Origin of the sequence: Thermocrispum municipale DSM 44069 (genome assembly GCF_000427825.1) — a bacterium.
In the GTDB taxonomy this organism is placed as follows: Bacteria; Actinomycetota; Actinomycetes; order Mycobacteriales; family Pseudonocardiaceae; genus Thermocrispum; species Thermocrispum municipale.
In genome coordinates, this window is record NZ_ATYT01000003.1 from 356,101 (window position 1) to 370,012 (window position 13,912).

General features: G+C 67.7%; 15 protein-coding genes. 10 read left to right on the forward strand and 5 right to left on the reverse strand.

The features are described from left to right. Positions 1 to 113 precede the first annotated feature (113 nt). Together YWM_RS0101630 and YWM_RS0101635 are read left to right on the forward strand one after the other, a co-directional pair. Positions 114 to 1,346, forward strand: coding sequence for an endonuclease/exonuclease/phosphatase family protein (locus YWM_RS0101630; RefSeq protein WP_028849236.1), 1,233 nt, complete (start codon positions 114 to 116; stop codon positions 1,344 to 1,346). Between the two features lie 10 nt (positions 1,347 to 1,356). After that, a complete protein-coding gene (locus tag YWM_RS0101635; RefSeq protein ID WP_028849237.1) occupies positions 1,357 to 2,298 on the forward strand; it encodes a D-2-hydroxyacid dehydrogenase family protein in 942 nt (313 codons plus the stop codon). A 119-nt stretch (positions 2,299 to 2,417) separates the two neighbouring features. On the opposite strand, the gene YWM_RS0101640 is transcribed toward YWM_RS0101635, so the two are convergent. From YWM_RS0101640 to YWM_RS25025, 4 genes are all read right to left on the reverse strand, one after another. Continuing rightward, positions 2,418 to 3,206 (reverse strand): hypothetical protein, encoded by a 789-nt coding sequence (locus YWM_RS0101640; RefSeq protein ID WP_028849238.1) that lies wholly within the window; start codon positions 3,204 to 3,206, stop codon positions 2,418 to 2,420. 209 nt (positions 3,207 to 3,415) lie between these two features. Continuing rightward, positions 3,416 to 4,240, reverse strand: a complete 825-nt coding sequence (locus YWM_RS0101645) for a hypothetical protein (protein WP_028849239.1) — start codon at positions 4,238 to 4,240, stop codon at positions 3,416 to 3,418. Positions 4,241 to 4,255: 15 nt separating this feature from the next. Further along, positions 4,256 to 5,074 carry a serine hydrolase domain-containing protein gene (locus YWM_RS0101650; RefSeq protein WP_028849240.1) on the reverse strand — a complete coding sequence of 273 codons (819 nt, stop codon included), beginning with the start codon at positions 5,072 to 5,074 and terminating at the stop codon, positions 4,256 to 4,258. After that, positions 5,071 to 5,517 (reverse strand): Rieske (2Fe-2S) protein, encoded by a 447-nt coding sequence (locus tag YWM_RS25025; RefSeq protein WP_052344443.1) that lies wholly within the window; start codon positions 5,515 to 5,517, stop codon positions 5,071 to 5,073. Before YWM_RS25025 ends, YWM_RS0101650 begins: the two co-directional genes overlap by 4 nt. 152 nt (positions 5,518 to 5,669) lie before the next feature. On the opposite strand from YWM_RS25025, the gene YWM_RS21735 reads away from it, so the two are divergent. The 7 genes from YWM_RS21735 (at position 5,670) to YWM_RS0101690 (ending at position 11,775) form a co-directional block, all read left to right on the forward strand. Continuing rightward, positions 5,670 to 6,080 carry a hypothetical protein gene (locus tag YWM_RS21735; protein ID WP_052344444.1) on the forward strand — a complete coding sequence of 137 codons (411 nt, stop codon included), beginning with the start codon at positions 5,670 to 5,672 and terminating at the stop codon, positions 6,078 to 6,080. A 264-nt stretch (positions 6,081 to 6,344) separates the two neighbouring features. Next, positions 6,345 to 6,902: a prepilin peptidase gene (locus YWM_RS0101665; RefSeq protein ID WP_281168784.1), complete on the forward strand. Its 558-nt coding sequence runs from the start codon at positions 6,345 to 6,347 to the stop codon at positions 6,900 to 6,902. A gap of 35 nt (positions 6,903 to 6,937) precedes the next feature. Next, entirely contained in the window at positions 6,938 to 8,131 is a 1,194-nt protein-coding gene (gene aroC / locus YWM_RS0101670; protein ID WP_028849242.1) for a chorismate synthase, read from the forward strand. After that, complete coding sequence (locus YWM_RS0101675; protein WP_028849243.1) at positions 8,128 to 8,643, forward strand: shikimate kinase; 516 nt, start codon at positions 8,128 to 8,130, stop codon at positions 8,641 to 8,643. The genes aroC and YWM_RS0101675 overlap by 4 nt, the downstream gene beginning before the upstream one ends. Then, on the forward strand, positions 8,640 to 9,746 hold the full coding sequence (gene aroB / locus YWM_RS0101680; RefSeq protein ID WP_028849244.1) for a 3-dehydroquinate synthase: 1,107 nt from the start codon (positions 8,640 to 8,642) through the stop codon (positions 9,744 to 9,746). Before YWM_RS0101675 ends, aroB begins: the two co-directional genes overlap by 4 nt. Continuing rightward, positions 9,743 to 10,183 (forward strand): type II 3-dehydroquinate dehydratase, encoded by a 441-nt coding sequence (aroQ, locus tag YWM_RS0101685; protein ID WP_028849245.1) that lies wholly within the window; start codon positions 9,743 to 9,745, stop codon positions 10,181 to 10,183. The genes aroB and aroQ overlap by 4 nt, the downstream gene beginning before the upstream one ends. Before the next feature lie 47 nt (positions 10,184 to 10,230). Further along, a complete protein-coding gene (locus YWM_RS0101690; protein WP_052344446.1) occupies positions 10,231 to 11,775 on the forward strand; it encodes a glycoside hydrolase family protein in 1,545 nt (514 codons plus the stop codon). A 175-nt stretch (positions 11,776 to 11,950) separates the two neighbouring features. On the opposite strand, the gene YWM_RS26545 is transcribed toward YWM_RS0101690, so the two are convergent. After that, complete coding sequence (locus YWM_RS26545; RefSeq protein ID WP_211232403.1) at positions 11,951 to 12,733, reverse strand: hypothetical protein; 783 nt, start codon at positions 12,731 to 12,733, stop codon at positions 11,951 to 11,953. A gap of 37 nt (positions 12,734 to 12,770) precedes the next feature. Between YWM_RS26545 and YWM_RS0101700 the strand changes: the two genes are divergently transcribed. After that, the gene (locus YWM_RS0101700) at positions 12,771 to 13,895 is read left to right on the forward strand and encodes a M24 family metallopeptidase (protein ID WP_028849247.1); all 1,125 of its coding nucleotides are present in this window, start codon (positions 12,771 to 12,773) and stop codon (positions 13,893 to 13,895) included. Positions 13,896 to 13,912 lie beyond the last annotated feature (17 nt).

Below are 13,912 nucleotides of genomic sequence, written 5' to 3' on the forward strand. Positions count from 1 at the left end.
CCACCCCACGGTCGCTCACCCCAGGCAAACTCCGCCGCGTATTCCGTTCATTTCTCGTCCACCACGAGCCGGCAGCCACCCGTTAGGGTGGCTGGCGACATGTGGGAGGCGGAATGAAGCGGGGCAATCTGGTGTGGGCCGCCCTGGCAGCGGCGGCCGTCGTGGCGACTGCGGTCGCGGTCCCGGCGGGGGCGGACAAGTCGGCAGGGGAGACCGTCGATCGCGCGGACGCAGCCGCACCGACGGTTCGGTTCGCGACGTTCAACGCGTCGCTCAACCGCGAGGCACCCGGTCAGCTGGTGCGTGACCTGTCCACGACGGACAACCCGCAGGCGCGCAAGGCCGCCGAGGTGCTGCAGCGCGTGCGGCCGGACGTGGTGTTGATCAACGAGTTCGACTACGTGCTGAAGAACAAGGCGGCCGATCTGTTCCGGAAGAACTACCTCGAGGTGGGGCAGGAGGGCGCGAAGCCGATCCGGTACCGCTATGCCTACACCGCGCCGGTCAACACGGGCGTGCCAACGGGGTTCGACCTCGATCGTGACGGCAGCACGACCGGACCTGGGGATGCGCACGGCTTCGGGGACTTCAAGGGCCAGTACGGAATGCTCGTGCTGTCGCGCTACCCGATCGACGCGGCCAAGGCCCGCACGTTCCAGAAGTTCCTCTGGAAGGACATGCCCGGTGCGGTGCTGCCGGACGACCCGGAGACGGATGCGCCCGCCGACTGGTACTCGGCCGAGCAACTGGACGTGCTGCGGTTGTCGTCGAAGTCGCATTGGGACTTGCCGATCAAGGTCGGCAAGTCGACGGTGCATTTCCTGGTGTCGCATCCGACACCGCCGGTGTTCGACGGGCCCGAGGACCGCAACGGCACCAGGAACCACGACGAGATCCGCTTCTGGGCTGACTACTTGACGCCGGGCAAGGACGGCTACATCTACGACGACAAGGGCCGGCGCGGCGGGCTCAAGCCGGGCTCGTGGTTCGTGGTCGCCGGGGACCTGAATGCCGACCCGCTCGACGGGGACAGCGTGGAGGCCGCCGTCCGTCAGGTGCTGGACGCTCCGCGGGTGCAGGATCCGAAGCCGACCAGCGAGGGCGGTGTCGTGGCGGCCGAGGAGCAAGGCGGGATCAACGCCGAGCATCGCGGCGACCCGGCACTCGACACGGGTGACTTCGACGACACCTCGCCGGGGAACTTGCGCTCCGACTACGTGCTGCCGTCGCGTGGGCTGCCGGTGCGTGGGGCAGGGGTTTTCTGGCCGACGCCGCAGGAGGAGCTGTCGCGGCTCAACGACACGAGCGACCATCACCTCGTTTGGGTTGACGTCAAACGACGCTAGCCTGCCGGGTGTGCGTATCGCGATCCTGGACGACTATCAGAACGCCGCTCGTCGCTTCGCCGACTGGGACAGCCTCGATGCCGAGGTCACTGTCTTCGGTTGGCCGATCGGTGACCGTTCGGAGATAGCGCGAGCCTTGGCGGGCTACGACGTGGTCGTGGCGATGCGGGAACGGACCAAGTTCGACGCCGAACAGCTACGCCTCCTACCCGATCTTCGGCTGCTGGTCAGTACCGGGACGCGGAACGCAGCCATCGATCTTGCCGCGGCCCAGGCTCAGGGCGTGATCGTGACGCACACCCGGTACGTCTCGCACCCGACGAGTGAGCTCACGTGGGCGTTGATCCTGGCTGCCGCGCGGAACCTTCCCGCGGAGGAGCGGGCGGTACGTACCGGTGGCTGGCAGCAAAGCGTCGGGATGAGTCTGCACGGAAAGACGCTCGGCGTCATCGGCCTCGGCAGGCTCGGGAGCGCGGTGGCCAAGATCGGGCAGGCGTTCGGCATGAACGTCGTCGCCTGGAGCCAGAACCTGACGGCCGAGCGGGCCGGCGAACACGGTGTGACGGCAGTGTCGAAGGAGGAGCTGCTGAGCACGTCCGACGTGGTGACGATCCACGTGCTGTTGTCCAAGCGCACCCGCGGTCTCCTCGGCGCGGAGGAACTGGCGTTGATGAAGCCCGGCGCGCTGCTGGTCAACACGTCTCGTGGCCCGATCGTCGACGAAAAGGCGCTGCTGGAAGCGCTCCACGCAGGGGCGATCCGCGCGGCGCTGGATGTGTACGACATCGAACCGCTACCGGCCGATCACCCGCTCAGGGCCGCACCGAACACGGTCCTGACCCCGCACATCGGCTTCGTCACCGACGACGAGTACCGGATCTTCTACGGCGATGCTGTCGAGAACATCGCGGCGTATGCGGCCGGGGCGCCGATTCGCGTCATGACACCGTAGGCCGCGGCTCCGGCCGACGGCATAGGGGAGCGCCTGGTTTCCGTCGCGGCAGCAAGGACGCTGCCGGTCCCGCTCCCTCCCGACACGCCGTCACGCTGGGCCACCACCGCGGCCGGGAATCACGCCGGGGGTGGTCCCCAGAGCTGGTCGGCGGGCAGTTGGTCCAGCAGGTCGTTGAGGTAGTTGGCTTTGACCTTGCCGATTGCGGTGTCGGTGCCGGTACCCCAGGTGACGATCTCGTCGCCGGTACAACGCACGGTGTATTTCTTCGCCTTGTCCGATTTCAGCAGCCACGTCCGTACAGTTGGCGTGAGCAACTCACGTATCCGCTCTGGGTTGGGCGACCAGATCTCGAACGCTTTGTCGAATACTTCATCACCGGTTTCCACCGTGGCGGTGTGGACGCTGTCGTTCACCATTCCGCCCACCGCGCCGATCACGTTCCTGAGCAACCGTTGCGGCCGAGAAGGTTTCGCGGATGCTTTTTTCGCCTGGAGGTCGAAATCCGGCAGCGGTGCCGGAAGACCGACCGCGACGACACCGTAGCGGTGCTTGACCCGGTGGGTGTCCCGGTTGCCGTCGTTGTCGAGGTCGTCATCGCCGGACCGTCCGCGATCGACGTACTCCTCTGTGCTGAATTGCAGGGTGAACATCGTGAGGGGACGTCCGCGGTATTCGCCGCGCATGACGTGTGTCGCCCTCAGTGAACCACCGTCGACGAACGGCAGATAGCGGTACTTGCGGTGCAGCTTCCTGTCGAATCGCCGGTAGGTCCAGCCGTTCTTCGCGGCTTCGCGCTTCTTCTTGTCGTAGGTCTTTTTCTCTTTGGCCCACGTGGCCCACAGCCCGAGCACCACCAGCAACGGCAAGGCGACGTAGGAGAAGATCGCTTGCAGGTCCACCGTCACCCCCTGCTTCCGGCCACCTGGCTATCTTCGATCGCGCCAGAGTGGCGCAACGGATCCTGCTGACAGCGCGCCATGAGAGTAGTCCACTTGCCGACTACTAGCGCGGACTTCGCGTTGTTTGGCTTACGTGGGAAAACCAGGCGTCCTCCCCGCCGGTCCGCGGTGGTTCTGCGCGCGTGTGTTGACCCAGCAATCTCGCATCGGGCTTCTCACGCAGGCGGAGGACCCCAGAGTTGACCCGCAGGCAGCTTGTCCAGCAGGTCGTTGAGGTAGTTGGCCTTGACCTTGCCGATCGCGGTGTCGGTGCCGGTGCCCCAGGTAATGATCTCCTCGCCGTCGCACCACACGACGTACTTCTTGGCGTTGTCCGATTTCAACATCCACGACCGCGCCTCGGGCGTCAGCAGTGCACGCATCTGATCGGGTTCGGTCGAGCGGACGGTGAAGACCTCGTCGAACGCCTGGTCCCCGGTCTCCACCTTCGAGCCCGTGTAATCCTTGCCGAACAGCATCCGTCCGGCCGAGCCCACCACGTCGCCCACCAGATCGCCGGCGACCGTGTCGAGTCGTGTCCTCTCCTCGATGGCGCGCTTGCGCCGCCGCGCGGTGGCACTGATCTCGAACTTCGGCAACGTGGTCGGCAGGCCCACGACGACGACCCCGTAAAGGCGCTTGACCTCACGCTTGTCTGCTCGGCCGTCGTTGTTGCTGTCCCGGGTTCGGCCGGTCAACCGCGACCGGACGTACTCCTCCTCCCGGAACTGGAACGTGAACATGGTGATCGGCCGTCCGCGGAACTCGCCGCGCATGACGTGCTTGGCCGACGCCTGTTTGCCGTCGTAGAAGGGAAGATGGCGGTACTTGCGATGCAAGTTCCCGCCGCGAGGCGTGTAGGTCCAGCCGTTCGCCTCGGCTTCGCGCTTCTTCTTGTCCCTGGTCTTCTTCTCCTGCTGCCACCAGAGCCAGAGTCCGGCACCGACGAGCAGCGCCCCACCGACGGCTGCGAGGATTTGCCCGACGTCGATCTCGATCACCTCCCCGTTGCCCGGTCAGCGCCGGGAGAATTCGGCCAGCACCGCGTCGGTGAACCGCGGCCAGACTTCTTTCGCCCACGGCCCGAAATCACGGTCGGTCAAGGCTACACATCCCAGCCCGGCATCCGGGTCCACCCACAAAAACGTTCCGGATTGCCCGAAATGACCGAACGTCCGGGGTGAACTGTTGCTTCCGGTCCAATGCGGATCCTTGTGATCACGCAATTCGAAACCGAGGCCCCAATCATTGGGGCGCTGGTGTCCGAACCCGGGCAGCACACCGTTGAGACCGGGGAATTGCACCGTGGTCGCCTCAGCCATGGTTTGCGGGTTCACCAGCGTCGGCCGTTGCAGCTCCTTGGTGAAGCGGACGAGATCGGCGGCGGTGGAGTAGCCATCGGCACCGGGCGAGCCGGCCAGCTTCGTGCTGGTCATGCCCAGGGGTGTCAGGAGCGCCTCCTGGTGATAGCGCTCGTAATCGATGTCCGCGTGCTCCGCCAGCGCCTCGGCGAGCATGTCGAAGCCCGCGCTGGAGTACAACCGCCGCGTCCGCGGCTGTGCCATCACCTTGCGCTGGCTGAACGCTACGCCCGCGGTGTGCGCCAGCAGGTCACGCACCGTCGCGCCCTCGGGGCCCGCGGGCGTGTCCAGCTCGAACACGCCCTCCTCGACCGCGATGAGCACCGTGTAGGCGGTGAGCAGCTTGGTCACCGACGCGAGGTGATACTCCCGCTGGTCGTCACCGACAGTCGCCAGCACCTGACCGTCCTCGGCCACCACGGCAGCAGCGGCATTGGCCACCGGCCACTGTGCGACCTGGTCCAGCGCGCTCACGCGGTCCCCGTCATGACCCAGCCGTCGGCGATGTGCACGTCGACCTTGGCCAGCGGCTTCGGCGGTGGGCCGGTGATGACCTCGCCCGTCGTCGGCTCGTAGTCGGCCTCGTGGCACGGACAGTGCAGCGTCTTGCCCTTCGGCTTGACCAGGCAGTCGGCGTGCGTGCACAAGTTGCTGTACGCCTTGATGGTCTTGTCGTCGACCCGCACCAGGATGATCTGCTCGAACTCCCTGCCCGGCAGCATCCTTCCGTGCGGGCGTTTGACCAGCTTGGGCTTACCGACTTGCACCTCGTCGGCCTTGATCAACCGCTCGGGCTTCTCCTTCGGCTGTTGCGGTTCGTCCTCACCGCAACCGGCGATCGTCGCGGCGCCGACGGCGCCCACGGCGGCTGCGCCGAGGGACAAGGCATCGCGGCGGGTGTGACGTTCGGGGCTCATGGGTCGTCATGCTAGGAGCAGATGACCCACGTGGCCCGACGGGGGCGCGCAGCAGAGCGGAACGCCGCGGCCACGCCACGCGATCAACCGGGTGAACCAGCCACGTGTGCCATGTCGTTGTGGTGGTATGGGTCGGTAGGAAGGGACACGTGATGGCCAGAGTTCTGATGCTCGTACTTCTGGTGTTCGGCCTCCTCGGGTCTGCTGTGGTGCATTTGCTCGAGTGGGACAACTGGGCGTACACGAACGAGGTGATCGGCCCGCTGTTCCTCGTCAATGTGGGCGCGGGGATCGTCATCACTGCCGCGGTCCTGCTCTGGCGTTACTGGCTGCCGTTGCTCGCCGCGGTGGGTTACGGTGCCGCCACATTGGGTGCTTACCTCCTTTCCCTCACGGTCGGGTTGTTCGGTGTCGAGCAGCAGTTGAGCAGCTCGGCCGAGGTGTGGGGCTTGGTGACTGACATCGCGTGCATCGTCTTCGGTGGACTGCTGCTGCTGCGCAGGGACTGGCGCTCCGCGGAATCCGACCGAACGGCTACCCCGGGAGCTACCACCGCCGGCTAGCCGCGCTCCCGATCGCTTGCGACCTTACGCGGCTGCGATCAGGGAGTCACCCGGTTGCGGTGCGAGTGGATCCATTGGTGCGCAGGACAGCCGGAATGGCGCGCGAGTGGCGCCAGACGTGCCTGACGATGTTGCCGGTCCCGCCTTGACGCGATCAGGATTGGCGGCATGTCCTGGGGATTTGTCGTGATGTTCGCCGCTGCCGGTGCCGCACTAGGCGCCGCGGGTCGGCGTGTACTTGCCGTGTTGCCACGGGGGACGTGCATGCGAGCTGGGCCGCTCGAGGCGGTGTCGGCCGCACTGTTCGCTGTTATCGCCGTGCGCGCAGGTCATGCTTGGCCGTTGCTGTGGCTACCGGTTCCGGCGCTGCTGACGTTGTTCGCCGTGCCGTTGGCCGCGGTGGATCTCAAACACCGGCGACTGCCGGATGCGCTGACGCTGTCCGCGGCGGCGACACTCGGATTGGCTGTTGCCGTGATCGGCATGACGACGCGGAACTTGTGGCTGGTCGGCTCGGCCGGGCTGGGAGCGATCGCGTTCTTCTCCTGTCACTGGTGCGTTCACCGCGTGCGGCCGGGGTCGCTGGGGGCTGGAGACGTGAAGCTCGCCGTCGGGCTCGGCGGTGTGCTCGGATCGGTCGGGTGGCCAGCGGTGATTGTCGGCTCAGTGTTGGCAGGGGTCACGACTGCCGCGTTGGCAATGCTCGGGCGAATCGCCGGCATTCGTGCGTGGCGCGCCGGCGTGCCGCACGGACCAGGCCTCCTGGCCGGCACATGGCTGCTCGCGGTGTTTCCCGGCGAAGGATTGGGGGTGGGCCCGTAAGAACCCTTGAGTACGCGACATGAAACGATTCATGGGTGTTGCGCTGGATCACCGCTGGAGAATCCCACGGCCCGAGCTTGACGGCCGTGCTGGAAGGCATGATCGCCGGAGTGCGGATCACCACGACCGAGATCAGCGAGCAGCTCGCCCGCCGCAGGCTCGGTTTCGGTCGCAGTCCGCGCATGGGCTTCGAGAAGGACACCGTCGAGATCACCGGAGGCGTACGCCACGGGGTGACGCAGGGCGGGCCGATCGCCATCCAGATCGCCAACACCGAGTGGCCGAAGTGGGAGAAGGTGATGGCGGCCGACCCGGTGGACCCCGACGAGCTGGAAGGCCTGGCGCGGAATGCGCCGCTGACCCGGCCGCGACCCGGTCACGCCGATCTTCCCGGCATGCTCAAGTACGGGTTCGACGAGGCGCGGCCGGTTCTCGAGCGGGCCAGTGCGCGCGAGACCGCCTCTCGGACGGCGTTGGGAACCGTGGCGCGGGCTTATCTGCGTCAGCTGCTCGGTGTGGAGATCATCAGCCACGTGGTGTCGATCGGTGGGGCGTCGGCACCCGAGGGGCCGCTGCCGCGACCGGAGGACCTGCCCGCGATCGACGAGAGCCCGGTCCGCGCCTTCGACCCGGCGGCCACCGAGGCCATGGTGGCCGAGGTCGATGCCGTGCGGAAAGCAGGCGACACGGTCGGTGGGGTGATCGAGGTGATCGCCTACGGAGTCCCGCCGGGGCTCGGATCCCACGTGCACTGGGATCGTCGGTTGGACGCGCGACTCGCCGGGGCGCTCATGGGTGTGCAGGCGATGAAAGGCGTCGAGGTAGGCGATGGCTTCACCACGGCCCGCCGGTGGGGATCGCAGGCGCACGACGAGATCGACCTCGGCTCCGGCCCGGCCGGCGTCACGCGGCGCTCGAACCGGGCCGGTGGCCTGGAGGGCGGCATGACCAACGGTGAACCGCTGCGGGTGCGTGTGGCGATGAAGCCGATCTCCACCGTCCCGCGTGCACTCGCCACGGTGGACACCGCGACGAAGGAGCCTGCTGTCGCGATCCACCAGCGTTCCGACGTCTGCGCGGTTCCGCGCGCGGGCGTGGTACTCGAATCGGTCGTCGCCCTCGTCCTGGCCGATGCAGCGTCCGAGAAATTCGGGGGTGACTCGTTGGCGGAGAGCAAGCGCAACGCCGAGTCGTACCTGGCCGAGTTGGAGAAGTGGTGGGCACAGTGAGCCCGAGTGCCGTGATCATCGGCCCGCCTGGGTCGGGCAAGAGCACCGTCGGACCCCTGCTGGCCGAGCGCCTGGGGGTGGAGTTCGTCGACGCCGACGCCGAAGTGGAAGAGCTGGCGGGCAAGACGATCTCGGATATCTTCGCCGAGGACGGTGAGCCCCGCTTCCGCGAGCTGGAGGAGCAGGTGATCGCCGACGGCCTGACGAAGCACACCGGGGTCTACTCCCTCGGCGGCGGAGCAGTGCTGTCGGAAGCGACGCGCAAGCGGCTGACCGACCACCCGGTGGTGTTCCTCAACGTGGGAATGGCCGTCGGGGTTCAGCGAGTCGGTCTGTCGTCGGCACGGCCGCTGCTGGTCGGGGTCAATCCGCGCGCGACCTTCAAGCAGCTACTCGACGCGCGGCTGCCGCTCTACCAGCAGGTGGCGAAAGTGCAGGTCGACACCGATCGACTGACCCCGGACGAAGTGGTCGACGCGGTGGTGACCGAACTGGAGAAGGTGTCGCACTGATGGAGCCGACGCGCATCGAAGTGAAAACGGCGCACCCCTACCACGTCATCATCGGGCGGGGACTGCTCGGCGAACTGGCCGAGTCCGTGGCAGGGGCGTCCAAGGTCGCCATCATCCACCCGCCGACGCTGGCGACGACCGCCGAGGCGGTGCGTGACGATCTCACCAAGGCGGGACTCGACGCGCACCGGATCGAAATCCCCGATGCCGAGGACGGCAAGGCTCTCGCGGTGGCGGACTTCTGCTGGAGCGTGCTGGGCACCATCGGCCTCGATCGACAAGGTGTCGTGGTGGGCCTCGGTGGGGGAGCGGTCACCGACCTCGCCGGGTTCGTGGCGGCGACGTGGATGCGCGGAGTGCGCCTGGTCAACGTGCCGACCACGCTGCTGGGCATGGTCGACGCGGCGATCGGCGGTAAGACCGGAATCAACACCGATGCGGGCAAGAACCTGGTCGGCGCGTTCCACGAGCCGAGCGCCGTGCTGGTCGACCTGGCGACGCTGGAAACGCTACCGCGCAACGAACTCGTCGCCGGCATGGCCGAGGTCGTCAAAGGCGGGTTCATCGCCGACCCGGTGATCCTGGACCGCATCGAAGCGGATCCGCAGGCGGCCCTGGATCCCACGGGAGAGGTCCTGCCCGAGCTGATCCAGCGCAAGATCCAGGTCAAAGCGGACGTGGTCGCGGCGGACCTGACCGAGTCCAACCTGCGCGAGGTGCTCAACTACGGCCACACGCTGGGGCACGCCATCGAACGTCGCGAGCGGTACCGCTGGCGGCACGGAGCAGCCGTGAGCGTGGGGCTGGTGTTCGCCGCCGAGCTGGCCCGCCTGGCAGGGCGACTGGATGACGAGACGGCAGCCCGCCACGCTCGCGTACTGACCGCGCTCGGGTTGCCGGTCAGCTACGACCCGGCAGCCCTGCCGGACCTGATCGAGTCGATGACCCGGGACAAGAAGACCCGATCCGGCGTTCTTCGCTTCGTCGTGCTGGACGCGCTCGGCAAACCGGGCAGGCTGGAAGGTCCGGACCCGGCGCTGCTCGCGGCCGCGTACTCGGCGGTGTCGGGTGAGCCCGGCGACACGGGGAAGGTGCTGCTGTGAACGTGCTGATCCTCAACGGGCCGAACCTCAACCGTCTCGGCACCCGTGAACCGCACATCTACGGTGAGACGACCTACGACGACCTGGTCGACTACTGCCGGTCGACCGCGGCCGAGGTCGGGCTCGAGGTCGAGGTGCGCCAGACCAACCACGAAGGCGACATGGTCGAGTGGTTGCACGAAGCCGCCGAGGAGCACCGGCCCGTGATCCTCAACGGAGCCGCATGGACGCACTACTCGATCGCCCTGCGTGACGCGTGCGCTCAGCTGACCGCGCCGCTGGTGGAGGTGCACATCTCCAACATTCACGCGCGGGAGGAGTTCCGGCGGCACAGCCTCACCGCTCCTGTGGCGGACGGGGTCATCACGGGCTTGGGCATCACCGGGTACGGTCTGGCGCTGCGATGGTTAGCCGAACGGGTGAAGGCGGCCGACTAAACTGCACCCAGCAGGGTGACGGAGGCAGGGGTGGGAGGCTCGGAGCGATGCGTGCCGCGCAGCGTCGACGGGTACCTGCCGTCCTCCACGTGATCCTGTTGCTGGGCCTGGCCGTACTAGCTGGTTGTGACGGCGACGTCTCCGAAGCACAGACGTCGCAGACGAACCCCGTCAAGGTGCCGGGTCAGCAGCCGCGACAGCACCCGACACAGCGTCAGGTCGAGCCCAAGATCAAGCTGCGCGCGACGAACCACCGGCAAAGCCGCGACGTCGTCGCGGCAGGGTGGGCGGACGCGCCGTACAACTACGGCCCGACCGTGATGATCGAGGGCGACCGCAAGCGGATGTGGTGGTGCAGCCAGTACGGCGCGGCGAAACCGGCGGGCGACGACATCCTTTACGGTGCAGCGAAGACCCTCGACGGCCCGTTCCGCAATGCGCAGGGCAGGAGCGGTCCACGGGCGGTCTTCAGCGGCAGCCGCAAGGGGTTCGACGCCAAACACACCTGCGATCCGTCGGTGATCAAGGTCAAGGGGATCTACTACCTGTATTACACCGGCGCGCGCAGTGACAATCACAACTTCGGCAACGCGATCGGTGTCGCCACCAGCCGCGACGGGCTGACCTGGCGGCGCGCCAACCAAGGCAAGCCGATCGTGACGCCCTCGCACAGCCGTAAGCGAGCCAATGCCTACGGCGTCGGGCAGCCCGCAGCGGTCTACCTCGACGGCTGGTTCTACCTGATGTTCACCGACACCACGGCCGATGCGGCCGGGTGGAACGGGGCCGGTCAGTTCCTGCTCCGTTCACGCGATCCCCGGTTCAACTCCGGTGTCGAGGCGCTCACCCCGGACGGCTTCAAAAGCGTGCCGCACACCGCGGCGCCGCGCGAGAGCTCGCTGGTCGACGCGTTCAGCGCCGACTTGATGTGGGTGGACGTGCTGGACGCCTTCGCCATCGCGCACCAGACGAAAGCCGGTACGACGTTGACCTTCTGGGACCGTGACTTCACCGTGAACCCGTTCCCGCCGGTGTCCATTCGCGGACCGTGGCGAGAGGGGCCGGGCCTGGTGCGCACGCAGCACGGTCACGCCCCGCTGTCCGAGCATGATCCGTGCGGCACCGTGCCGCTGGACGTCATCAGGGCAACCGAGAACTCCGACGCTCCGACGGACATGCGTCACTTCGGCATGGACCTGCAGGGTGCGCAAGGGTGTGTGGACCCGGAGCGAGCCCTGCGGGTGCTGGACGGTTACACGTTCCCGTCTCCCGAGCGGACCATGGATTTGATCACCGATGGCAAGGTGATCAGGGTCGACCGGCGGTCGGTCGCCGAAGTGCTGGCCAAGCGCGTGCTGGAACAGCGGCCCGAGCAGCTACCCGAGTTGCCGGTGGCGGCACGGCTGCGCGCGGCCGCGCCGATCTTCCATTCACCCAACAACTCGGCGGGCGTGGTGCTCGACGACAAGCGACTGTGGTTGCTCGGCAACCCCGGGATGGCTGCGGCGCTCAAGCGCTTGAACAACTCCAAGTCCCGCACGGTCAGCGACAGTTCCTGGGATTCGATACCGCGCGGCGGATCGTTGGGCTGACCGCAGGTCTCGTGCCCGGACTGCTAGTAGTGCCCGGTCAGCGCGCGATGGCCCCCCTCACCGTTCGAGCCGCGGCAGGCACGCTCCAGGTCGCGGTGAACAGGGAAGGGGAGGCTGGGCGTGAACAGTCGAGGGCCGGACCAGAAAAGGACAGGCCGGCAACGGCTCGGGCGAACTAGTCCTCCTCCAGACCCTGGCGGCGCGGCCGAGGTGACGGCTTCCGGTCGCGGGAGCCGGAAGGCCGGATTCCGGCGGCACTCCGAGAGCCGTGGGCCTGAGGGCTCGACCCCTTCGTGGAGTCCGCCGATGCCCCGGCCGAGCTTCCAGAGCGCTGTGCGGCTCGTCTCGGCGCGCGGCGCGAGCGGGCTTCCGCCGATGACTGCGCTCGGGTTTCCGCCGACGACCGCGAGCGGGTTTCCGCCGACGACGGCGAGCGAGCTTCTGCCGACGACCGCGAGCGAATGGACCGGGACGCACGCGCCGATCCGCCGCGCACAGCCGAGTCGTTGCGGCCGGTCGTGCCTGCGCGCGGTCGCGTTTCCTCAGTAGCCGCCGCCTGCTCGGCCTCCGGCGCCTCCAGCCGCGACCCCACAGCGAACCCGATCCACGCGGGCACCATGATCAACAGCGCGGTGAAGGCAGCCCCGCTTGTCAGCTGCGACGGCAGCTGCGACACCCCGGTCTGGTCGACGAACAATGCGCGCCCTGCCACGTTGAGCACGCCGCCGAGCAGGCCGCCCACCACACCGGCGATCAGCCACGTGATCACCGCGCCGTCCAGCCTGCGCCAGCCGTCGATCGAACCCCACAGCAACGCCACACCGATCAGCAGCGCGATCGTGATCCACGTCAGCATCGTCGGGGGTAGCACCGCGGCGAGCTTGACCTTGACCAGCACGAGTGCCCCCGCGGCGTGCACCACCGCCATCATCAGGCCTCGAACCGCCCAAGCAGCCATGCATGCACCCTAGCCGGTGCCACTAGGCTTGGGCCCCGTGCCGGGAACACAGACCGAGAACGTTCATCCCCGCCGCAGGGCAGCACTACGTCAACTGCTGGCTGAGCGGGACGTCGACGCCATCCTGATCACCGATCTGCGCAACATCAGATACCTGACCGGATTCACCGGGTCGAACGCCGCGCTACTCGTGCACGCAGGCGACGAGCCGGACAGCGAACAGCACACCGTCTTCTGCACCGACGGGCGCTACACCACGCAGGCCAAAGTCGAGGTGCCCGACCTGCAAACCGTGCTGGAGCGCGCCAGCGCCGCCGCCTTGATGCGTCATGCGGCCGAGACGGCGGAGGTCTACCGCCGCCTCGGGTTCGAAAGCCAGCACGTCAGCGTGGAATCCTTCGACGCGTTCACCGACATTGCCGAAGGTGTCGACCTGGTGCGCACACCCGGGCTGGTCGAGAAGCTCCGCATGGTCAAGGACCCCGGCGAGATCGACGCGCTCCGCATGGCGTGCGCCGCCGCCGACCGTGCCCTGGCCGATCTGATCGAGCACGGCGGCGTGCGCGCCGGCTGGACCGAGCGGCAGGTTGCGCGTGAGCTGGAGAACCTCATGCTCGACCACGGCGCGGACGGCATCGCGTTCGCCACCATCGTGGCCGCCGGACCGAACTCCGCGATTCCGCACCACCGGCCGACCGACGCCGTGCTCGCCGACGGTGACTTCGTCAAACTCGACTTCGGCGCCCAGGTGGGCGGCTACCACTCCGACATGACCAGGACGCTGGTCATCGGGCAGCCTGCCGCGTGGCAGCGGGACCTCTACAACTTGGTCAGCAGTGCCCAGGCAACCGGGCGCGAAGCCGCCGTCGCGGGCGCTGACGTGGCGGAGGTCGACGCCGCGGCCCGCGGAGTCATCGACCGCGCAGGCTACGGCGACGAGTTCCCGCACGGCCTCGGGCACGGCGTGGGGCTCGAGGTGCACGAGGCGCCGAGTCTGTCCAAGACCGGCGTCGGTAAACTTTCCGCCGGTATGACGGTCACCGTCGAGCCCGGCGTCTATCTCGCCGGCCGCGGAGGCGTACGGATCGAGGACACCATCGTCGTCACCGAGGGCGGCAGCGAGGTTCTCACCCTGTCGACCAAGGAATTGGTGACCGTATAGCACGGCATGGCGCGCCA